Origin of the sequence: Caballeronia udeis (assembly GCF_001544555.2) — a bacterium.
Lineage (GTDB): Bacteria > Pseudomonadota > Gammaproteobacteria > Burkholderiales > Burkholderiaceae > Caballeronia > Caballeronia udeis.
This window is the reverse complement of sequence record NZ_FCOK02000014.1, coordinates 123,027-144,713: the sequence shown is the minus strand read 5'-3', so window position 1 is coordinate 144,713 and position 21,687 is coordinate 123,027. Positions and strand designations below refer to the sequence as shown.

Sequence of the window (21,687 nt, the reverse complement as noted above, 5' to 3'; positions counted from 1 at the left end):
GCTTCGCTATCCAGTTCGAAGACCGGATGTCGCCGGGTTAAACCAAAACCCGTTTACACAAAATCCGGGACACCCCCGTGAAAATCTGTCTGGGAAAAGGCCACGATCCCATCGTAGTGCGCTTTGGCCCCGCCCTCCATTCCCTGACGCCACCAGTTCAAAATCACGCCTTCGGACGGTTTGGCCCCTGGCCGGTTATAACCGTAGAACGGCCCGGAAGCAACATCCCGGTAAAACTGTGAGCGGTTGTTGGCAACCTGCGCCTGAAACCCGTCAAATACATCCTTGGGAAGACCTTCCGGGTTGTTAGCGGTCTTCACCATGAGAGGTGGCACAGCGCTGATCAGCACCGCCTTGGTTACTCGACTCTCGCCGTGACGCGCGAGATAGCGAACGACCTCACCGCCCCCGGTTGAGTGGCCCACGTGGACTGCATTTTTAAGGTCAAGATGCTCGGTAACAGCCGCGAGATCATCGGCATAGTGATCCATATCATGACCGTCGGCCGTCTGCGTTGACCGCCCGTGACCACGACGGTCATGCGCGATGACACGGAAGCCGAGGTTCAGGAAGAACATCATCTGGGCATCCCAATCGTCGGCGCTCAGTGGCCATCCGTGTGAGAAAACTATGGGCTGCCCTGTTCCCCAGTCCTTGTAGAAGATCTGAATGCCGTCTTTGGTTGTGACCGTGTTCATCGTCATTCTCCTTGCTAAGGCGACCTGTCAAATAAAAATGAACCACCGGCGTGAACGCGTGTGCCATAAGAAATTGGGCCGGGGTAGGTAGGTGGTCGGCAGTCCGTCCGGGAAACATGCTGAGGCGCCCCAACTCGGCAAATGCGCTTTTTAGGCCGACAGTCTAGTCGCCTGTCAGCCGATCTTACTTGTGCGTCATTCCATCGAAGCCACAACTTCGTCGGTAGTCACCACGCCGTGCGCGAGAAACGCGTAGTTGATCATTGCCGCCTTGTATCCGTCGCCCCAAACGGGATGACGCGGTCCGGCAGTGGCATCGCTAACAACATAAACCTCGAATCCTTGTTCAAGCAGATCGCGCAGATGTGACTCCACGCACATGTTGGCAAGCATGCCACCCAGTACTACCCTTCTCACCCCTCGCTTGCGCAATTGAAGGACCAGATCGTTGGTCTGCGGTCCGAAGACCTTGTGCGGACTCACAACAACCGTCTCGCCGTCGTTGATGTAAGGCTTGAATTCGTCGAGCCAATCAGCGCCGGAGCCTTCGAATCCTTCCAGACTCAACTGACCACTACGTGCAAACGTGCCGGTGGCGAATTCATCGGCTTCCAACGGTCCATTGAATTTCCATACACGATCGGTCGGGAAAAAGTAGTGTGGCGATATAAAGACCGCGAATTTCGCGGACTTTGCCGCCTTGAAGATTCGCAGCATGTTTTCTACGGTTTTATTCTCTGTCACGCTTGCTCCGACCGCGCCCCAGTTCTTGCCTTTCTTACTTAAGACATCGACTTGCGGGTCGATGAAAACCACGGCTGTCTCAGTTCGATCAAAGGACACTTCGGACCTCCAATAGAGTGAATGACGGCTAGCCGACTTTCATCGAGCCGAGCCCCTCCGATCAGATTAGGAAACGGAGGACCGGAAAGCAACGACGGTCCAACAGATTTCGATGGCGCATCCAAGTTGTTGCACGCGGGCGCCGGGTGACGGGGCGCTTGATGGGTCCGCATGTTGGCTCCGCGTGCATGCTATTAACAAGCCAATGATTAAGAAGCCAACGCGACCGCTGGGATCAGCCTGCAATCTGCGGGCAGGCACGTCCAGTGAAAGGACGCCCGATGAAACCAAACGCTGCGCGCACCGGCTCGACCTGACTCCTCTGATCTTTACAGAGCGTGCGTTAGAATCCGCCTCGCTTTTGTCCGGTATTTCTGTACATGCGACCTATACTAAATCTCGCGACGCAATCTTAATGCGCTGCCGACTCACAAAGTCACCAATGCGCGGAATTCCGTGCGAATGAATCTTCAGCACGCGTCCGCCGATACCAGGCTTCAAATAATTGCCTGGCCGAGCAATTCAGCATTCCTAACGTTGATCCCCATCGCGGCAGCGTTGCCTCGATCGGATCACCGACGATATTGCCCTGCATTCCCTAATAGACGGCCGTGTTGACGGCTTTCCGTCGTTTCATTGCTGGCTCCGAAAACGGCGGTAGCCACGCAGAACAGTGGCTGTTCTGTTTCTCTGAATGGCGCGCTCAATTCAATGCGGTAAAGCGAACTTTTTTTTCCTACTAAAGTTAAGCGCCCGATTTGGTGACAAGGAGATGAACATGAAGATCAAGCATTTAAGCGTTTTGTCGGCGATAGCTGTTGCCCTTCTATCCCTCAGTGGTGTGGCACGAGCCGATGGCGTGTGCTCGGCCAACACGCTAAAGGGCGCGTACGCGTTTAGCGCCCACGGAGAGATTCTTGGGGTGCTGGATGCGGCTAATACGCTGCATCGGTTTGCCACTCCGTCGATCCTTGATGACGTAGCCCTCGTGACGTTCGATGGATCAGGCCAATTTGCGCGCACCGACTTCGGGAATATTGACGGGGTCCCGAAAGGGGGACAGACAGCTTTCAATCCGAACCAGAGTGGCACCTACACGGTGAACTCCGATTGCACCGGCACCATGACCATCTACCAAAACGGCGTCGTGCTTGGCTTGCAAATAGTGATTGCTGACGACGGGACTGTGGTCAAATCCATGATCAGCACGGAGACCGTTCCGTCATCCGCGTCGGCCGCCGACGGAGAGACCTGTACGTCTGGTTGCGCGGTAGGCGTTCAGGTGAGCCTGGAGGGGAAAAAGGTCGTTGCCTTCGGCAACCGCGAAGAATCCCGAAAATAACGAAATCGACTAGCGGCGCTTAATCGATCGGCCTCATCCTTCAAGGTTCGCCGGATGGTCGCACTTCGCCTATTGCGCCAGTCGGCCCATGGTCCTACAGAGTGGTCATTCACTCGCGATTCGACGCAGGTTCGACCGGCCGAAATGGCCGACGACGTGCTGGACAGAATCGGCGCGCGAAGATCTGTTAGCTGGGCGGAGCCGACGTCCGACTGCCCATGTGAAAGCGTCGGCGACCGTCCGTAGATCGCCGGCCCCGGTCCGATGTTGAACAGCCGAAGTCGACCCCATTGCGGCCATAGTGGCTGGCGAGAGGTCAACGTCAGTTTTCCGACCTCCAGCAGTCACTCGTGCGTCATACGCGTCGAAGAAAGCTCAAACATGGTTGCAGCACTGAGTGCAAATTGGACTGATGAGCATGAAGTGAGCGACGGGTAGCGTCTAGGCCTATCACCATACGCTGCAATCGCCAAGGGCAGCGCGGCGGTGATGAGCCACAAGTTCGAGGTGAGGTTGATGTGACGGGTCATCCGGCACGCGCGGTCTGGTCCCGTTGCGCGACTCCAGCGGTTTATCTATGCGCTTTGAATTTCTAAAAAGTAAGCCGCTTAAAAAGAAGATCGCTTTCAGCTATCAAAAGCACAGTTTCATTTCCGCTTCTTCTCCACGATAATAGCGCGCTATTTAACCTGTGCTATTTCCATGACACATCACGCACCGCTCCGTCGCTCATTCGGCCTCGTCGCTCTCGCCTTCGTTTTGCATGGTTCCACTGCGCTCGCGGACACGACGGTGCACTCACTATCCGGCGTACGCGGCGCCATGCAGACTAGTGACGCCCAAAAGATGTTCGATCATTCGATGAGCGGTGCACCGCAACCCGACGGCTTCGGCACAAAGCTGCCCGCCGGCTTCACCACCGCATTTCTCGTCGAACAGCTGGCGCCGGGTCAGGACGCGCGGAGCGTCGTGTTGTCGGGCGCGAAGCCCTGGCCGCTACGGCCGAACAGCTATGTCGCCATGATCTGTCTTGCCGACAGCCCGGAACTCGCCGCCTCCGCCCTGAAGTACCCACCTGCCTCGTGCGACAGCCTCGGCAGCGACGATACAGACCCGCGGCGCGTCTGGTTCGGCGTCTTCGAAAGCAATGGCTCCGGCGCACCTCGGCTCGTGGCGCGAACTGAGGCGCCCGTCGCCACGCCGACCGACTGGCGCGACACGAACATCGACCGGCCGGACAAGCTCGATGCAAGCGACACAGGAAGCGAACAGGAGGCCATGCCGTCCAGCTGGTCCCGCTTCGATCTCGCTGCGTACCAGCTCCGCACGGGCGAATACGCGTTCGGCGTGCGCGCAGGATGGAGCGAGGGTTACGCCGGGGGCGGTGCGGATTTCGAAGCGCTGTATCTGTTCGTGATCGACGGGAAGTCACTGCGCGTGGTCTTCGCCCAGCCGATGGCTTTCGACAAAATGCTCGCAGGCGATTGGAACAAGGACGGCACACGCAGCCACGATGTGTCGGACGCAGCGAATGCGCTCACCATTCTTGCCACCATGACCGGCGGGTATCACGATCTCCAGCTTCGGGAAAAAGCCGGTGGAAAGTGGCGGCGCATGTTCAAATGGTCTGCAGCGCAACAGCGATATGCGCGTAATCCCTGAGGGCAGACGATCTGGGACGACCTTTGTTGCGGGGCAGCGAGTTTAAGTGGGGTCGCCAGACCACAAAATGTTGAAGAACGCCGGCTAGCTTGCTTCCGACGATTCGTCGCTTGTGACAGGAAACGGCTTTATTGGCCGACACTGAGACTTCGATTCCGCGGACTTGAGCGTTTTGGAAGCCATGTCTGCAGGTATGCGGATTTCGTCTGCCGCGTGAAAACGCATCGGCCCACGCCTTGACGAGGTCGGCCAATTCCAGAATGACCGATATCCGCTGCATCGCCGACATCGGCGCGTTCCGACGTGGGCACCGACCAATGTCTGCAGATGGCCGGTCTCTGCCTGTTGGGGATCGGCGGCGTGACCTGAAGAAATCAGGGAGGTCTCTGTTCATCCCGCCGAGCTCCTCGCGCTCCGCAGCAAGGAAAAAGAGAATGCCGACTGGCACATTGAGGCCGTGCGCGATCTTCGTCAGGGTCAATAGTTCGCCAACAGGCTGTCAGCCAGTTTGACCAACTCAGGATCGGGCTCACTCGTTTGGTGCGTTTCGCTACGGTCATCGTTGCTCCTAGATGCTGGCAGTCTCCTGCCGCCAAATGACCGTTTACACAAAACTAATTACACCCTCCGATTCCCTACAACTCGGCTGCGCAACAGCCGAGGAAAAACAAAAAACGAAAACCCCTACCCCCCCAACGCCCCCGCCACACCCATAGCATGCCGCGCCTGCACCAACGAAGTCCTTGCCGCCCGCGCATCCCCCGCGATCTTCAACAGCGCACCCAACTGCGAGGGCTCCTTCAACAACTCGCGCAATATCGGCAGAATCGTCGTAGTCCCATCATCCCGCAGCCCAGCCGTCGCAGCACTCGGCAAGCTCCGCCAAGCCGGATCAACAATCGCCCTGCAAACCGCAAACGGTAGTCCCCGCGCCGTAGCAATCGCCCCGGCAATATGCGACTCCATATCGACCGCAAGCGCCCCGGTAGCCCGATGAAGCGAGCTCTTCTGCTGCTCGCCGGTCAAAGGCGCACCCACCCCGGCCATCTTCCCTCTCACCGCCCGCGCTTCCAGCGGCGTGCCGGCAAACGCAGCAAACAGCCTCGCAGACCATTCCGGATCAGTATCAAGCACACCGAAAGGCCCGGACACAGAGCTAGCGATAATCAACGTCCCCGGCTGCAACTCCGGCGAAAGCCCGCCGGCAGTCCCGAAGCTGATAACCCCGGAACACCCCCGCGCCAACGCTTCGCTTAGCGCGCGCTCGAGCAAATCCGACCGCGCCGCAAACACCGCTTCCACACCCGCCCCACGAGCAATACGCGCTTCAAACGCCATCCCTGTCACGGCAATAATGGGCAACCGCGCATCGCCGGAGCCAGACCTGAAGCCGGAGCCAGAACCAAAGCCAACACCGGACCCAGGGCGCGAACTCACATGCCCGCCGTCACGCGCGAAGCGCCATCGCGCATCATGTTCCTGTACCGCGCCAGCGCCCAAAGCGGGAAGAACTTTCTATACCCGTGGTATCGCAGATAAAACACTCTCGGGAATCCAGTCGCGGTAAATCGCGTCTCGTCCCACAAGCCATGTTCACGCTGCGTCGCATGCAGATGCTTCACGCCCTTCGCCACCGCCGGATGATCGACAAACCCCGCCGCCATCAACCCGAGCAACGCCCACGATGTCTGCGAAGCCGTGCTCGGCGCCGCTTCATATCCACGATAGTCGAGCTTGTAACTCTCCCCGCCCTCGCCCCAGCCGCCATCGGCGTTCTGGATGCTGATGAGCCAATGCGCGGCGCGCTGCATGCGGCTATCGGTAAGAGGCAATCCCGCGGCGTTCAGCGCGCACAGCGCCGTCCACGTCCCATAGATATAGTTCAGCCCCCACCGCCCGTACCAGCTTCCATCGCGCTCCTGATCGCGCAGAATATAGTCGAGCGCACGCTTCGAAGGCTCGCTCGTCGCCGGTTGCTCGCCCAATTGCGCGAGCATCGAAAGGCAACGCCCGGACACATCAACCGTAGGCGGATCGAGCAACGCGCCGTGATCGGAGAAAGGAATGTTGTTGAGGTAATACTGCGTGTTCTCAGGCTCGAACGCGCCCCACCCGCCGTCGCTGCTCTGCATGCCGACGACCCACTCCCGCCCGCGCGCAATCGCTTCGCCATATAACGCCGTCCCGTTTTCCCGATCGGCACGTTCCATCGCCATGGCGACCACAGCCGTATCGTCCACATCCGGATAATGCGGATTCGCGAACTGGAACGCCCAGCCGCCAGGCCGGATATTCGGCCGGCGCGAGATCCAGTCACCACGCACATCCAGGATCTGCAGCGGCACGAGCCAGTCCAGACCGCGCGAAACGGCAGCGCGCGCCTTGGGCGTATCGGCTTCGAGCAACGCGTGCGCGGCGAGCGACGTGTCCCATATCGGCGATAAACACGGCTGACAGTAAGCCTCGCCGTCCGGCGCTTCATCGATGATCAACAGCTTCTCAATCGACTTGCGCGCGATCGCCCGGTTCGGATGGTCTTCCGGATAACCAAGCACGTCGTACATCATCACGGAGTTGGCCATCGCGGGGAAAATCGCGCCGAGGCCATCTTCGCCATTCAAGCGTTCATCCACAAAACGCACCGCCGCTTCCACCGCGCGTTGCCGCGTGTGACGCGGGAACAGCGGATCAGCAGCACGCAGCACGGCATCCACGCAACGGAACAGCAGGAACCAGCCCTGATGCTGATGCGGCGCACGCGAAGCCATGCCGGCGTTCACGGGGGCATCGAAGAACAATTCATCAATGCGCACGCCCTTCGGATTACGCGCGCGCGGCCGCTTCGCGTTGAGCACGAGCAGCGGCACGATCACGGTCCGCGCCCAGTACGACACCTTCGACAAATGGAACGGGAACCACTCGGGCAAGAGCATGATTTCCACGGGCATCATGGGCACCGCGCGCCACGACACCACGCCGAACAGCGCCAGCAGAATCCGCGTGAACACGTTCGATTTCTCCGCGCCGCCGGCCGCGAGAATCGCGCGGCGCGCCCGCTGCATGTGTTCGGCTTCGGGCGAATCGCCAATCATCTTCAGCGCGAAATACGCCTTCACGGTGGCGCTGACGTCCATGGCGCCATCGGTGAAAAGCGGCCAGCCGCCGTCCGCCCGCTGGATCCTGCGCAAGTACCGCGCGATCTTCGCCTCGAGTTCGAGATTCGGCGTCTCGGCAAGGTAATGCACGAGCAGCACGTACTCGGCGGGAATGGTGGCGTCGGCTTCGAGTTCGTAGAGCCAGTAGCCTTCGGGATGTTGGTCGGCAAGAATGGCATCGGCAGCGCGCGCCACCGACGCTTCCAGCGCCGCCGCCGTCACCGGCTGGATACCGGGCGGCTGGACAGTTTCGTTCATCAGCGTTGCACCGAGAAATCAATGGAGGGATTCATAAGCAGGTCCGCAGCCTTCTGGCCGGAGCGGATCGAGCCTTCTATGGTGGCGGGCAGCCCGTTGGCCGTCCAGTCGCCGGCCAGCATCAGGTTGGACCAGCGCGTACGCGTGCCCGGCCGGAGGTTTTCCTGGCTCGGCAAAGCAGCAAAAGTCGCACGTTTTTCCGTGACGATCTGCCACGTTGGCATGCGCTCAGCGGGCAAGCGCGCCGCCTTCGCCACTTCTTGCCAGATGCCATGCGCAAGCGCCTCGCGCGGGGTATCGAGGAGACGATCCGCGCCGCTGATGGTCACCGAAAGACGTCCATCGAACGCGAACAGCCATTCGGCGGTGCCGTTCAGGAGGCCCGTCATTGGCTCGAAGGCAAGCGGCGGATCAATAGCGAAATGCGCGTTGACGATAGCGCGGAATTCGTTGGGCGCGGTCAGGCCCGGCACGAGTTGCTGCGCCACGTTCGGCGGCACGGCAAGCACCACGCCGTCGTGAAGACCGACGTCCACGCGGCCATCGTCGAAATCAAGCGACGTGACACGCGTCTTCGAATCCGTGCCGGCGAAACCGATCTCGCGCACCCGCGACCCCAGCTTGATCTCCGCGCCGCCATATTGCAGCAGGCGCAATGCGGGATCGACGAATGCATGGCCCAGCCCGTTGCGTGCAACCAGCGGCCGGCACGCCTGACCACCCAGCAGCAGCGACTCCTTAAGCACGTTACCGGCAAGCACCGCGCTGCCTTCACGCGGATCCACATTCAGCACAGCGAGGAACAGCGGGTTGATCAGCGCGTCCCACAACCGCCCGTTCGTGCGCATGGTCTGCTGCATCGTGCGGCCGGGTTTGGCGAAGAGCAGCGGCAGAAGCGACAGATAATCCGCGGGCGAAGTGCCGGGAACCCGCGCGGCGGGATCGAAGATCCAGCCCGGCACGCGGCCCGGCGAAAGCTTCACGGTCCAGCGCGAGCCGCTGCGCAAATCCATGAACGGAAACTCGGGCTGGGTCGGGCCGACGAGTTCGTCGGCAGCACCAATCGCCTTGGCATAGCTCAGCGTGGCATGGTTGCCCGACAGCACCAGATGGTTGCCGTTATCAATCGTGGCGTTGAGCTTGATGTCGAAGTAAGAACGGCAGCGGCCGCCCGCGTGCGGCGCGGCCTCGTGCAGGACCACACGCGCGCCGCGGCGCTGCAACTGGACCGCGGCGGCGAGTCCCGACAACCCGGCGCCAATCACATGAACGAGACGCGACATCAGAAAATATGTCGCGCGACGATCCACAGCAGCCGCGAACGCGGCGTGCGGATGTGGTTGCGCGGGAGATCGAAGCCACGTTTCAAATTCGCTTCAAGCACGCACCGGTACGCACCCGACATGATGCGCGGCGCACGCACCTGAGCACGCGGCGCGGTGGCCATGATCGCGTCGGATTGTGCATAGTGGATCCGCGCACGATCGGCAAGCGTCAGGCAGACGCGCGGCAAGCGGGCATCGTTGACTATGGCCGTAATGTCGGTCGTGGAGATGCCTTCGCGGGACAACAGTTCACGCGGCAGATAAACACGTCCAATACCGGCGTCTTCATCGATGTCGCGAAGAATGTTCGTGAGTTGCAGCGCACGGCCGAGGTGGTGCGCGAGACGCCGTCCGGCATCTTCGTGCATCCCGAATATCCTCACCGATAACCGCCCGACCGCGCTCGCCACGCGGTCGCAATACAGGTCGAGCGTGGCTTCGTCGGGCGCGACGATGTCTTCGGCGGCGTCCATGGCCATGCCATCGATCACGGCAATGAAGTCGTCGCGCGACAGGTGAAAGCCTTCAATATGCTGCGTCAACGCGGCCAGCGACTTGCGCGGCTTGCCGGCGTAGCAATCGTCTATGTCGGCGCGCCATTGTTCGAGCGCGGCGGCGCGTTCGCCGCGCGGCAGCGTGCCGTCGGCGATATCGTCCACCGCGCGGCAGAACGCGTAAACCTGATACATGGCCTCACGCTGCGCAGCCGGCAGGATGCGCATGGCGAGATAGAACGAACTACCCGACGTTACCTTGGCAACGTCGGGAGCAGGATCGTCGGCGATAAGATTGGAAACGGCCAAGACGGACTCCGCTGTGGCGCCCCCAAGGGCAGCAGTGTTAGATCGGGCGCCGGGCATCCGGCCTCATGAAACATGCTTTGAAGCTGAATGCAAGCTTGGCGCGAACCGGCTTCGGACGGCGTGCAAGCCATGCCGGAAGCGGCGAAAAGTATATCAAGTTTGTGAGAGGTTGCCCTGCAGCGGCCTACCGCGTGCGTTCAACGCGCTTGCCACGCACCCTCCGCCCGCCTCAACCTTCGTACGAAACGTCGGCTATCAGCATATATTCCTCGTTGCGCACCGTGCGGATCAGCGCTGTCTTGTTTTCTCCCGCCAACTTTACCGGGCCGCCGCTTTTTACCGCCCGCCCTTCCGTCCCGCTGAACGCCGTCTTTTCACAATCCCTGCGCTTTAAACGTCGTTGCGGTGTGTTTGGCGGAACATCGATTCATCGGTTGAAAGGCACGATTTATGCAAGCGTTACCTTTCCGGAGCGCTGGCGACCAACGAACTCACGGCTAAAATGCGTGGAACTCCGCATGTCGCAATCGCTGCCTTTCAGCGTTGCATAACGACGCCGCGCTCAGTCATTCACATCGGGACGACGACTCATCATGACGCCGCAACGCGAGGAACCGGGCGCTGACCACTGGCAGGACGAGCCGCCGTTCCCCGTTGTACCGGAGCGCAACTTCGCCGCCCAGCGCACCACGCTCAGGCTCCTGCTGATCGCCGCCATCGTCTTGCCCTGCCTGTACGTCGCGGTCATGGCGTGGAGCGACCTGAAAGCGCGCGAAGCCGATGCCGCGGAGGTCGTTGACCGCAATGCGCACGTCGCGGAAGAACACGCGCTGAAAGTCTTCGACATGAACGAGACGCTCAACGCCCGCGTGATCGACCTGATCGACGGCCTGGACGACAGCACCTTGCGCCGCGAAGAACTTGCCGTTCACAACAAGCTCGTCGCAATGGGCGGCGGTTATCCGCAAGTGGCCGCGGTGAGCATAGTCAGCGGGGACGGACGCCTGATCGCCACAAGCCGCGCCTACCCCGCGCCGGATGTATCGATCGCCACCCGCGACGACTTCGTCGGCATTCGCGACGACAAGATGTTCGAAAACGTCTCCCGCGTGATGGTCGGGAAGCTGGCGAACGAGACCGTGTTCAACACGGCCGTGCCGCGCAAGACCCCGGATGGCCGCTTTGCCGGCATTGTGACCATTGCGCTTCGCCCAAGCTACTTCGCCGCGTTCTATCGCGAGTTGCTGGGCGAACACTCCACCGTATCGCTTGGCCTTACACGCACGGACGGCGCGGTGCTGGCCTGGTATCCCACGCGCCCGCCCAACCGCATGGAACTTGCCGCCAGTTCGCCGTTGCGCGAGGCGTATGCGTCGGGAGAGCGCAACGGCGTCGTGCGAATGCGCTCAGGGCTCGACAATGAAATGAAAATCGTGGCGTATCGGAAGGTGGGGAATTATCCGGTGTACGTGTCCAGCGGATACCCTCTCGCCACCATCTGGGCTGCGTGGTACCGGCGTGTCAGCGTGCTGATGCTGTCCTTGTTCGCGCCGTGCGTGGTCCTGTGGGGCGTGATCTGGCTGTCGCTGCGCCGCCTCGCCAATGAAGAAGATGCCTGGGAACGCTGGCAGGCTGAAGCGTCCATGCGCCGCTCGATCGAATCGGCCTACCGGCAGGCGCGCAAGATGGAAGCGCTGGGCAATCTGGTCGGCAGCGTCGCGCACGATTTCAACAACCTGCTGATGATCCTCTCGACCAACGTCCAGATTGTCCGGCGACGCGGCGCCACCGGCCTGGATCGCGAGTTGTCGGCCATGGAACGGGCGCTTAAAAGCGGCCAGTCGCTGACGCGCCAGTTGCTCGGCGTCGCCCGCAAGCAGCCGCTGCGCAACGAGACCATCGCGATCGGCAAGTGGCTGCCAGCCTGCCGCGAACTGCTGAAAGCGTCGCTGGGCGCGAAAGTCGCACTGAATCTCGAAACGACCAACGACGTGTGGCCGGTTCGCGTCGACGCCGCCGAACTCGAGCTTGCGCTGATCAACGTGGCCGTGAACGCCCGCGACGCAATGCCTAGCGGCGGCACCTTCTCGGTCCGCGCGGACAACGTGCATTTTCGCCACGAGGACGGCTTTCCGATCATCGGCGAATTCGTGCAGGTGACGTTGGAAGACACGGGCCCGGGCATGGGTCCCGAGATCCTCGGCCGCGCGTTCGAGCCCTTGTTCACCACCAAGTCCAAGGGCATGGGCACCGGGCTGGGCCTGCCGCAAGTGTTCGCGTTCTGCGAACGGGCGGGCGGCGTGGCGACCATTGACAGTGCAGTTGGCGCGGGCACGTCGGTGCGGCTGTATCTGCCGCGCGCGAGCGCAACCGCACCCGAATCCCTTGAAACGCAGCACGACACCGCCGCGGCCGGCGAATCACACGGTTTGCGGGTGCTGCTGGTGGAAGACAACGAGGAAGTCGCTGCAGGCACCGAAGCGTTGTTGTCGATGATGAATCATGAGGTCACGCATGTCTTCAACGCGGACGGCGCGATCACCCTGCTCGATGCGGCCCGTCGCGACGTCGCCAACCGCGGTGCGTTGCCGTTCGACGTCGTCCTCTCCGATATCCACATGCCGGGCAAACTGAACGGCATCGACCTGGCCGAAATCCTGCAGAGCTGGTCGCCGCGCGTACCGGTGATCCTGGTCACCGGCTACGCCGAGGAGCTGGACCGGGCGCGTCATGTCGATGCCCGCGTGCTGTCCAAACCGTTCGATATAGCGTTGCTCGATTCGCTTCTGCAGGCCATTCGCGAAGACCTGAACACACGCGCCGACAACCGCGAGCACGGCGAAACGCAGCACTGAGCCGAGCGCCTTTTTCCATGCACCTTGTAAAAATATCCGCTCGCCGGCTGGCACGGCATGGATAGCCGTGCTTCGAGCCGGGTCACGGTGCGCACGCACGGGACCCGGCACGCGAGTTGCGAGGTAACACGGTAGTTGCGACCTAAACTAGATTTGCGACGATTGATTTTCCTGACCCGTCGCGACTGATGACAGGCCACCCAGGAGGCAGCCATGCGACATACCGTTATTGGTATCTTCGATACCTACGACCAGGCAGAAGTGGCGCGCAGCGCACTTGTTGCGTCCGGTTTCGCTCGTTCTGACATCGAACTCCAGGCTGCGCCCGCCCCCTCTTCGCCCGACGACCCTGCTCTCGCGCCCAACGTGGGCCAACCGCCTGAAACCGGCGGCGTGCTGGCGAATATCGAGCGCTTCTTTTCGATGCTGTTCAGGGGCCGGGAGCAGCCGCCCGAAGTGGCGCATTACTCCGAAGCCGTGCGGCGCGGCGGGGTGCTGGTGGCCGTCGATACCGCCACCGAAGCGCGCGCCGACACCGCCCGCCAGACGCTGGCTGAACAAGGCGCGATTGATATCGACGAACGGGCGGCAAGCTGGGGCACGCTAAGCCACGGAGCCACGAGAACGGCCGCAGGCGATGACCGCGATCACTCCTTGCTCGACGAACTCGGCCTCGGCTCGGGCAGCGCCGTGCCGGGACGCGCGCCGGTGAATCCGGCGGCGGATCCGCTTGTCGCTGCACGCGCCGACGCCAACCGGGCACGCGCTTATCCGCATGCGGATCGTGACGATCCGGCTGTCGAGCCGCTTGACCCGATCAGCCCGGTTGCCCGCGATGTGTTCGCCGGTGGCAGCGATTCGTCCTATCGGGCAACGGGCGGCGATCCGATGACCAGCGGCACCGTCCGGCGAGACACGGACAAACCGGTGCGGCGCTCGGCGTCCTGTGCTGCAACGTCATTGGATGAACCGCTGCTCGGCGACGCGGAGGCACTGAATCCTGCTCAGAGCATGCTTCCGGCTCGTCCGGCTGCCGGCGAGCCGCTGAGCGGCGCCGCGTCGACGCAAGGCTGGCGCCCCGTTGATCCTCTCGACCCGTTGGATGAAACGGAAACGTCGTCGCGAGTGGCGGCTGAGGGCGGCATGGGCACGACGGGCTCGCCCGTTGCGGGTACGCTGAGCCAGACCGGCGATTCGGCCCTCGGGGCACATGCGGCAGCGCGAAGCGCGATGCCGGACGAATACATGGAGTACGAAGACGAATTCCGCTCGGACTACGAATCAAAGTACGCGGCAACGGGCGCGAGCTATGAAGAGTACGAGGAAGCGTACCGATACGGTGTCACAGCCGCCAGCGACGACCGTTACAACCGCCGCAACTGGGACGATACGATGGAAACCGAACTGCGGCACGACTGGGAAGGCCGCAGCTCAGGCGGCGCACATACCTGGGAGCGCTTCAAGGTCGCGGTGCGTCATGGCTGGGAGCGCGTGACGGGGCATCACCATCACCTGTAACCGACGCTGTTCAACGCGTTGAACGCCAACGGCCCGCTAAAGCGGGCCGTTGGCGTTTTGCGGATGGGCTTTACAGCTTAAACCGTCGCAAGGCGCTGAACCCACGCGACGTATTTATCGACGAAGTTCTGCAGGAACTTGCGTGTGTCTTCGCTCACGATCGTGCCGCTGGCATCAATACGGTTTGTATCGTGCTTGACGAACATCTCCGGGTGACCCATGAGCGGCACATCGAGGTAAGCGAGCACATTTCGCAAATGCGCCTGCGCGAGCGCCGTGCCGGTCGCGCCCGGCGACGTGCCGAGCACCGCGCCGGGCTTGTTGCCCCATACGCTATGACCCCAGGGACGCGAACCCCAGTCCAGCGCATTTTTCAGCACGCCAGGAATCGAGCGGTTGTATTCCGGCGTCACGAACAGCAAGCCATCCGCCGCCGCTATTCTGTGCTTGAAGGTTCGCGCGACTTCGGGAAAGTCGCTGTCGTAGTCCTGGCTATAGAGCGGCAAGCCCGCGATATCCAGGAACTCGAACGAAAAATCCGGCGGCGCGAGCGACGTTACCGCGTGCGCAAGCTGCTTGTTGAATGAATCTCGGCGAATGCTTCCGACAACAACCGCAATCTTGTAGGTCATGGCTTGTCCCGGTGACTGAATGGAGCGGAGGGATAAATGGCATCCACGGATGTGACGCGCAGGGCGCGTACCCGCCGCCCATCATAGGCGTTCGACCAACGCCAAGGCTATCCGAGATAGGGTGGATTGACGCCTGGACCGCGTCGGGCGGCGTACGTTTCTCACCGCATCCTGCTTCACGATGGGCGTTTCGATCGGACCCCGGGCGACAGCCCCATTCCAAGCCATTTTCGAGATGATTTCCACAAAGTTGTCCACAGTTTCTGTGGACAACTTTGCAGATGTTTAATAATTCGCACTAAACCGCCATATGCTTGGCGGACCAAGGCTAGGCGCGTGGCGAAAGCAGGCAGGAGCGTCTTTGTAGCGGGCGCCGGACCAAAAGTTAATGACCGAAAAACACATTGCATTGCGACGGCGGGCCTTGGCACGTCGACGACTGCGAGTTGGCATTGTCGGCAGCGTTGGCAGCGCCCGCCACAGCGAACAGAGCGACAGCAGCGAAGATGGAAAGCATGCGTTTCATGAGACACCTCGGTGAGTTGGCAACGATCGCACTGGATCGATGAACCGAGAATATCGATTAAGCGAATGCAGAAAAATGACGGTGTAAGGAATTGATCTTTACTGGAACCGCAATGATGGAAGCGCCGTGCGGCTTGCGAAAATGGGAAACCCCGGCGATTCCCTCCGCGTCGCGACATGAAACTTCACATTCATGCGCCAACCACAACAATATGTTTTGCCAATCGACATTGGTCATCGATAGCGATGTGAATAGGCTGGTTCACGTCGATGGCGTCAAACGCGCCGTCTCCAATCAGTCAAGGGTTCATCATGAAACGCGCGCTTATCGGTAGTTTGTTTGTCGCTGTGCTGTTCTCATCGGCACCCGTCTTTGCTCAATCCACTGACACCGTCCAGCAAAACGCCTATGCGCCGAGAACGCGGGCCGAGGTAAAGGCTGAATTGATCGCCGCGCAAAAGAGCGGTGAGCTCGACGCGATCCATACGGAAAGTTATCCCCAGTTGTTGCCGTACCAAACGGCACGCGCTGAACGCGTCACGTCGGGTACGGATGCAGCCGTCACGCAAGCAGACGGCACGCGCGTGAGTACGCAATAAGGGCGGCCTGGAAGTTTGTGAGGGGAAAGACCGGGCAACGCAGCGGATTCGATTGTCGATGCCACGCGTTGTCCGACGAAATTCGCTCAGATCGTAGGGCGGCCGGAGCTGCTTACACGTCTAACGTGCCTTGTGCGAGAAAGCCCCGTCCGGGTTCGCGTAGGGATTGGTTTCCTTGCGGCGTTCCAACCCGTTCGGGTCTGAGAGCCCCGCCTGCTCACGCAGGGGCGCAGGCACACTCTTGCCGGGTTTGGCGTCAGGCTTGATGTCTTCAAGACCCTGCGCCCACGCATCAAGCATTCGTTTAGCCACTTCCTGAAAACCGGGGAAACGGTCAGCACATTCTCGTACAAGAGGCAGAACACCCTGCACTGCCGCTGTGACGCCTTCCACGCTATCGGTCATGTCGGTCGTAGTCAGGCCAAGCCACGCGCCGCCGTAACGTCCAAGCGCTTTGCCCGATGCCCATACACGCTTGCCGTATAGCGGCAGCGCGGGCAGATTCGTCTTGTATCGCGGATAGATCGTCACCGTGACGATGTCATAGGCGGGAGCCAGGCGGACATCCTCTGTGCTGGTATACGTCACCGCGAAATTCTTCAGGTATGCGTCCGAATTTCTCAGCGCGATGTTCAAGAGATGCAGCGTGAAGAGCTTGCGGGTGTTTTCCTTGACGTTGTCACCAGAGCTGAATTCCTGTGTCATTTTAGCCAGGTCTTCAAGGGTCCCCTTGCGATACTTCTCGACAGGATCCAGCCCCTTCAACGCGCAATAGTCTTCGACAGCCAACCATTTCCCGTCTTTCGTGCGGTCGAACCGGCCTATAGCGAGAACCTGACCATCATCCGAGAGCCGCGTTTCCGGAACCTCGAGTCCGGCTTGGCGCGCGACTTCGAGACAGAGGTATTCGTTGACGGATAACCACGGAATATCGTCGAAGCCCGTCTTCAGAATAAATTCTTCTGTCCAGACCGTCGCCTTCTCGCCTGGCTTCGACAGCGCCTTCGGCATCACTCCCGAAATGCCCTGCGTGACTCCCTCATCCAGAAGTTGCAGGAGGTTCTCGCGTGAGTCAGCGGACGCGAGCAGATCCGACATCTTCACATTGCCACCGGCCATTCCAGGCGAGGTGCCGCGCGGCACGACCTGAACCCGCCCAATACTGTTCGCCCCTGTCAGTGCAAGCAGACCCATATCGGTCACATCCGCATGGGGACCCAGTGTTTCTCGGATGCGGTCTTTCTTGTAGCCCTCGGGCAGGTTCATCTGAAAAAACGGATGAAGTCCCTTTTTCCAGACATAGGATTCGGCACGAACGGGCATCAGAAGCGAGACGAGGCACTCCGCCGGGACGTCGGGGAGGTAAGTGAACACACCACTGCCGGCTTCTTCCGTCAGGGTCCCCACGAGCTTCGAAGCGACGTAGACGTCAAGAATTGGTCCGCTCATTCGGAGGCCTTTCCAATACCGGATTTCATGAGGCGCTGGCTAGCGCCGAGCCGTACCCGCTTCCGCGAGATAGGGGCACGATCTTCGTCCGGCTCGCTCAGTACGTCATCAAGCGTGCGTCGATGGCCAGCCGGTCGCACGAACATTTCAAGTCCGACTGCATTGAACAGGCTTAGCATCTTGACCGCGCCCAGTTCGGCCAACGCACCCGTCTCAAAAAGGCTGATGCGCGCACGCTGAACGCCGCTGCGCTGCGCGACCTCCTCCTGCGTCAAATTCGCCTCGATTCTCGCCCGCTTGAAGATTTCGCCCAATTCGGCAAGGTTCATGTTCAATATACCTTACATTAACTTCAATTTTCACCTTAACGTATTCTATATGAAACATTATCGCCATATCAATTTATGTTCAATATAAAGAACATAAAACTAGAAATTTGAATTTATGTTCTTTATATTGAACATAACGAGATGACAGTTGGACAGCCCCACCTGCTCAGGTCCGGGTCTTTCGATGTCCGCTGTCAATTCATGCCAGCAAGGCAAACCGTGACGAGTGAGATGACCGTGGAAAACAGAATGGTGCCGGACGTCACCTCGGCTTCGCGTTTATAAAACTCCGCCAGCATGAACGGCCCCGCCCCATGGGCAACGCGCTCGATCAGAACGATAGCCACGGCGAACAGCACGCACACCGTCAGGATCATCGCGATCACTGCCGACGCGAGGCTCGCGTGACCGAAGGCGAGCAGGCATAACGGCAAGCCAATGAAACCTGCATTCGGATACGCGGCGTTGAGACCGTCGAGGCTGGCATCGGCGAGATGACGTGATTGTTTCAATCGAATCATCACCGTCAGCAGAAAGACCCCACCCGCACCCAGACCGAACGCGGCAATGAACGCAGGCTGATCGAGCGTGTGCCGCGGCGTGGTCGCCATGATGTCGAAGAGCGGCGCGGGCACGCCAGACAGACCACGAATCGATTCAGTTCCGACGACGCATTCGGCCCAAGCCGATCGGTCTTGCGACACACGTAACCCGCAAGGATCAACGCAAACACTGGAAGAATGATTTTCAGAAGCGATGCGAAAAGCGACGGGACCAGCCACGACATAAGCAGCGAAGCCAAGTGAAGAAGGCCAGAAGCATAGTGGCTGAATCCGCGTGTCGCCGCGCGAAGTTTATAAAGGTGAGCGATTTCGGGAGCTGCGCGAGGTGAGTTGCACGACCAGACAAAAACTCACGCTTAAGGCTATTTGCAAGTATCGCTAACTAGATTGGAGGCGTGAGCGGGCTTCACGAAGTGCTTGAGGTATACCGCTGCGAGCCTTTATTTATAAGGCTTTCACGGTTTCTCTTGTACATCGTTTTGAGACCTTCGTTGCGATCGGTTGCGTGACAAGCGGCGCAGGCGCAACGCTCCGCTTGCTTGAGCGTGAGGTGAGTGACGCTATAGGTGAGGTTATACGGGAGGGTGATCCGGCCTTGTTGAGAAAGCACATGAAGAGCCGTGAGCCAGTCTTGTGTTGTGCTCTACGCTCTACGTTAAAGTGTTCTCTATCAATGAGTTGCGACCTGTTGTTAAGACAGTTGATACCGGTCTGCGTGAGCTTTAAGTGCCTGCTGCCAGTGCTTTTCGAGAGTCCAAACGCACCATAGGTGAGGTTATGCGGGACCCGTTGCGGCGGAGTAAAGCTTGCTCTTACAGCGACGCATACCCTTTGGACGCATCGAGGACCACCATGAAATTCAAACGATCCGTCGCCACCCGCTGAGTAACGCACGGCCTTGATCAATCGCGCACACAAGCTCGGCTACGACGTAACGTTGCTGCGGGAAACACTGCATTGAATCCATCACGCGTGAAGCTTGTTCAAAGCTCACGCGCAAAGAAGTGTTCAAGCATCAATCAGAAAGCGGTCCTTGTTACGCCCTGCCAGCCAGCCGGGCGGACGTCCACGTCCGCTCCATGTTTCACCTGTCTTCGGATTGCGATACTTCGGCGGTAACGGCGTCTTCCTGGCCGCCTTCGCGCGTCTGGATGTAAAACCCAGCTCTTCGGCAGTCAGGTCGTACTCGGTGATCTTGCGCTTGATATCTTCTATTGCAGCCGCGATTTCCTTCTGCTGTGCAATCGCAACTTCCTTATGCAGTTTTTCGAGTTGTGCGGTCAGTTGCTTGTAGGTGGCCATAAGCTCTTCTCTGGGTTCGGCATGCGCCCGAATTGGATATGGCGTGATAACGCCGGCCATCGGTTCTTACTTTTGTCGCTTAGTCGTCAATGGCGTCATATAGGTGGCGCTCGAACACGGCGGCCATTGGAAAGGGTTCCACGCTACGTCGCTGGATCAGCAGGATGCCGATCATGTTTTCCACCGGATCGGCGAACCAGCTCGTGCCGAGCGCGCCGGGCCAGCCAAATGAACCCGCAGAACGATAACCCAGCGTGCGTTGTTGTGCTGGATCGTCCACGATCGCCACGCCCAGACCAAACCCCTGCCCTGCCCACACAATCTGGCCGAACGCCGGAATGCGGCGCTGATCACGCGACAGGAAATTCGTGCGCATCAGGTCGACCGATCGATGCGACAACAGACGCGGACCACGCGCGCGTTCATTAGCGTCGCCTTGCAAACGGCCTCGGCCAAGCAGCAGGCGCGCGAAACGAAGATAGTCGTCGGCAGTGGAAACAAGCCCGCCGCCGCCGCTTTGGAAGCGCTCGGGTTTGGCAAAGCGGCTCGATGCCGGATGATCTTCCACCACGCGTTGCCGCGTGGCGGGATCGACGGTGTAGGCCACGGACAAGCGCCCGAGTTTCTCGGGCGGCACCACAAAGCCCGTGTCCGTCATGCCCAACGGCTCGAAGATACGCGTGCGGAAAAATGCGTCGAGTGACTGCCCGCTGATGCGCTGGATCAACGCGCCAAGTATGTCGGTGGAGATGCCATAGTGCCAGCGCGTGCCGGGCTGGAACATCAGGGGCAGCTCGGCCGCACGCTGCAGCCATGCACCGGGGTCCACCGATGCATCGACGCCGTTGAAGACATTGCCGTAGGCGTCCGCTAACGCACCAAACGCGGTGAAGTGATAAGCGAACCCGGCGCGGTGCGTGAGCAGATCGAGCAACGTGATGGGAGCACGGGCGGGTTCCGTACGGTCAAGCGGCGCCGCGGGGTCGGTGAGGACCTTGGGATTGGCCAGTTCGGGCAACCAGCGCGACACGGGGTCATCCAGTGCGATGCGGCCTTCTTCCACCAGCATCAGCGCGGCGACGCTCGTTACAGGCTTGGTCATGGAAGCAATGCGAAACAGCGTGTCGCGCGTCATGGGCGCGAGGGTTTCGCCGTCGCGGTACCCCAGCGTGCCGACCCGGGCGATTTCGCCATGCCTCCAGACCAGCGTGACACAGCCGGCAACGTCGCCGGTTTCGACGAACTGTTGCATCGCGGTATGAGTGCGCTCGAGGCGCGTGGCGCTGAATCCCGCGTCGGACATTCAATATCCCTCTTGTACACATATTCTCAGCGCATCATTTAAACATGCCGGAAATGTGACTCCAAGGGAATATTTACCTCGGGCTGTTACTCCATGACACAAAACGAGAAATCAATACTTCTAATCCTTACACAGACTTTAAGCCAGCGAACAACTCAATCCGATGCTGGCTTCAAGCTGCTCAAGCCGGTCATTGATTCGCTGCATGCGCGATTGTTGTGCGGGAACAAGTGCAGTGGACGCAATGGAATCAACGCGGTTACGCCAGTACGACAACGGGATGCGGTCTTCCGCGGAGATTCTGCCGATTACCTGCTCCAGATGAAGAATATCCGTTTCGATTTGCCGATGATTCATTCACCACTCCAAGGTAGATGTTATTTTTACTTTTTATGGAACGAGTTTGAGGTAACACACGGAACGGATAACCGTTTCCGGGGTCACAACCTGGATGCTCTGGGTTCGCGCAACGCACGGCATGAACAAGCCGTACCAGGCGCTGGAACGACCATGTCCAGACTATCG

The 21,687-nt window shown here is 60.1% G+C and carries 19 protein-coding genes and 1 pseudogene; 6 read left to right on the top strand and 14 right to left on the bottom strand.

Annotated features, from left to right (window positions below; all coding sequences use genetic code 11):
- Positions 1-80: 80 nt before the first annotated feature.
- Positions 81-698 (bottom strand): annotated as a pseudogene (locus AWB69_RS13140) (alpha/beta fold hydrolase); the annotation flags it as partial.
- Positions 699-893: 195 nt separating this feature from the next.
- On the bottom strand, positions 894-1,541 hold the full coding sequence (locus AWB69_RS13135) for a cysteine hydrolase (protein ID WP_062085340.1): 648 nt from the start codon (positions 1,539-1,541) through the stop codon (positions 894-896).
- A 778-nt stretch (positions 1,542-2,319) separates the two neighbouring features.
- Between AWB69_RS13135 and AWB69_RS13130 the strand changes: the two genes are divergently transcribed.
- Together AWB69_RS13130 and AWB69_RS13125 are read left to right on the top strand one after the other, a co-directional pair.
- A complete protein-coding gene (locus AWB69_RS13130; protein ID WP_062085339.1) occupies positions 2,320-2,883 on the top strand; it encodes a hypothetical protein in 564 nt (187 codons plus the stop codon).
- A 792-nt stretch (positions 2,884-3,675) separates the two neighbouring features.
- Complete coding sequence (locus AWB69_RS13125; RefSeq protein WP_231937084.1) at positions 3,676-4,545, top strand: hypothetical protein; 870 nt, start codon at positions 3,676-3,678, stop codon at positions 4,543-4,545.
- Here the strand turns inward: AWB69_RS13125 and AWB69_RS48650 are convergent.
- The 5 genes from AWB69_RS48650 to hpnD all read right to left on the bottom strand — a co-directional run bounded on the left by AWB69_RS48650 (position 4,502) and on the right by hpnD (position 10,086).
- Complete coding sequence (locus tag AWB69_RS48650; RefSeq protein WP_197500223.1) at positions 4,502-5,026, bottom strand: hypothetical protein; 525 nt, start codon at positions 5,024-5,026, stop codon at positions 4,502-4,504. The genes AWB69_RS13125 and AWB69_RS48650 overlap by 44 nt on opposite strands.
- Before the next feature lie 203 nt (positions 5,027-5,229).
- Positions 5,230-5,883 carry a phosphorylase gene (locus tag AWB69_RS13120; protein ID WP_082913378.1) on the bottom strand — a complete coding sequence of 218 codons (654 nt, stop codon included), beginning with the start codon at positions 5,881-5,883 and terminating at the stop codon, positions 5,230-5,232.
- 95 nt (positions 5,884-5,978) lie between these two features.
- Positions 5,979-7,958 carry a squalene--hopene cyclase gene (gene shc / locus AWB69_RS13115; protein WP_062085337.1) on the bottom strand — a complete coding sequence of 660 codons (1,980 nt, stop codon included), beginning with the start codon at positions 7,956-7,958 and terminating at the stop codon, positions 5,979-5,981.
- Positions 7,958-9,241 (bottom strand): hydroxysqualene dehydroxylase HpnE, encoded by a 1,284-nt coding sequence (gene hpnE / locus AWB69_RS13110; protein ID WP_062085336.1) that lies wholly within the window; start codon positions 9,239-9,241, stop codon positions 7,958-7,960. The genes shc and hpnE overlap by 1 nt, the downstream gene beginning before the upstream one ends.
- On the bottom strand, positions 9,241-10,086 hold the full coding sequence (gene hpnD, locus AWB69_RS13105; protein ID WP_062085335.1) for a presqualene diphosphate synthase HpnD: 846 nt from the start codon (positions 10,084-10,086) through the stop codon (positions 9,241-9,243). Before hpnD ends, hpnE begins: the two co-directional genes overlap by 1 nt.
- A 65-nt stretch (positions 10,087-10,151) precedes the next feature.
- Between hpnD and AWB69_RS13100 the strand changes: the two genes are divergently transcribed.
- From AWB69_RS13100 to AWB69_RS13090, 3 genes are all read left to right on the top strand, one after another.
- On the top strand, positions 10,152-10,637 hold the full coding sequence (locus AWB69_RS13100; RefSeq protein WP_062085334.1) for a hypothetical protein: 486 nt from the start codon (positions 10,152-10,154) through the stop codon (positions 10,635-10,637).
- Positions 10,638-10,679: 42 nt separating this feature from the next.
- A complete protein-coding gene (locus AWB69_RS13095) occupies positions 10,680-12,941 on the top strand; it encodes a hybrid sensor histidine kinase/response regulator (RefSeq protein ID WP_062085333.1) in 2,262 nt (753 codons plus the stop codon).
- A 213-nt stretch (positions 12,942-13,154) separates the two neighbouring features.
- Positions 13,155-14,459, top strand: coding sequence for a hypothetical protein (locus tag AWB69_RS13090; protein ID WP_063977799.1), 1,305 nt, complete (start codon positions 13,155-13,157; stop codon positions 14,457-14,459).
- 77 nt (positions 14,460-14,536) lie between these two features.
- On the opposite strand, the gene AWB69_RS13085 is transcribed toward AWB69_RS13090, so the two are convergent.
- On the bottom strand, positions 14,537-15,091 hold the full coding sequence (locus AWB69_RS13085; protein WP_062085332.1) for an NADPH-dependent FMN reductase: 555 nt from the start codon (positions 15,089-15,091) through the stop codon (positions 14,537-14,539).
- 837 nt (positions 15,092-15,928) lie between these two features.
- Between AWB69_RS13085 and AWB69_RS13080 the strand changes: the two genes are divergently transcribed.
- Positions 15,929-16,216 (top strand): DUF4148 domain-containing protein, encoded by a 288-nt coding sequence (locus AWB69_RS13080; RefSeq protein WP_082913380.1) that lies wholly within the window; start codon positions 15,929-15,931, stop codon positions 16,214-16,216.
- A 120-nt stretch (positions 16,217-16,336) separates the two neighbouring features.
- On the opposite strand, the gene AWB69_RS13075 is transcribed toward AWB69_RS13080, so the two are convergent.
- The 6 genes from AWB69_RS13075 to AWB69_RS13050 form a co-directional block, all read right to left on the bottom strand.
- The gene (locus AWB69_RS13075) at positions 16,337-17,665 is read right to left on the bottom strand and encodes a type II toxin-antitoxin system HipA family toxin (RefSeq protein WP_062085331.1); all 1,329 of its coding nucleotides are present in this window, start codon (positions 17,663-17,665) and stop codon (positions 16,337-16,339) included.
- Positions 17,662-17,994, bottom strand: coding sequence for a helix-turn-helix domain-containing protein (locus AWB69_RS13070; RefSeq protein ID WP_062085330.1), 333 nt, complete (start codon positions 17,992-17,994; stop codon positions 17,662-17,664). The genes AWB69_RS13075 and AWB69_RS13070 overlap by 4 nt, the downstream gene beginning before the upstream one ends.
- Before the next feature lie 194 nt (positions 17,995-18,188).
- Complete coding sequence (locus AWB69_RS13065) at positions 18,189-18,629, bottom strand: AEC family transporter (protein ID WP_407923034.1); 441 nt, start codon at positions 18,627-18,629, stop codon at positions 18,189-18,191.
- Between the two features lie 936 nt (positions 18,630-19,565).
- A complete protein-coding gene (locus tag AWB69_RS13060) occupies positions 19,566-19,859 on the bottom strand; it encodes an H-NS histone family protein (protein ID WP_062085328.1) in 294 nt (97 codons plus the stop codon).
- 79 nt (positions 19,860-19,938) lie between these two features.
- Complete coding sequence (locus AWB69_RS13055) at positions 19,939-21,162, bottom strand: serine hydrolase domain-containing protein (RefSeq protein ID WP_062085327.1); 1,224 nt, start codon at positions 21,160-21,162, stop codon at positions 19,939-19,941.
- A gap of 138 nt (positions 21,163-21,300) precedes the next feature.
- Entirely contained in the window at positions 21,301-21,519 is a 219-nt protein-coding gene (locus AWB69_RS13050) for a hypothetical protein (RefSeq protein ID WP_062085326.1), read from the bottom strand.
- Positions 21,520-21,687: the final 168 nt, after the last annotated feature.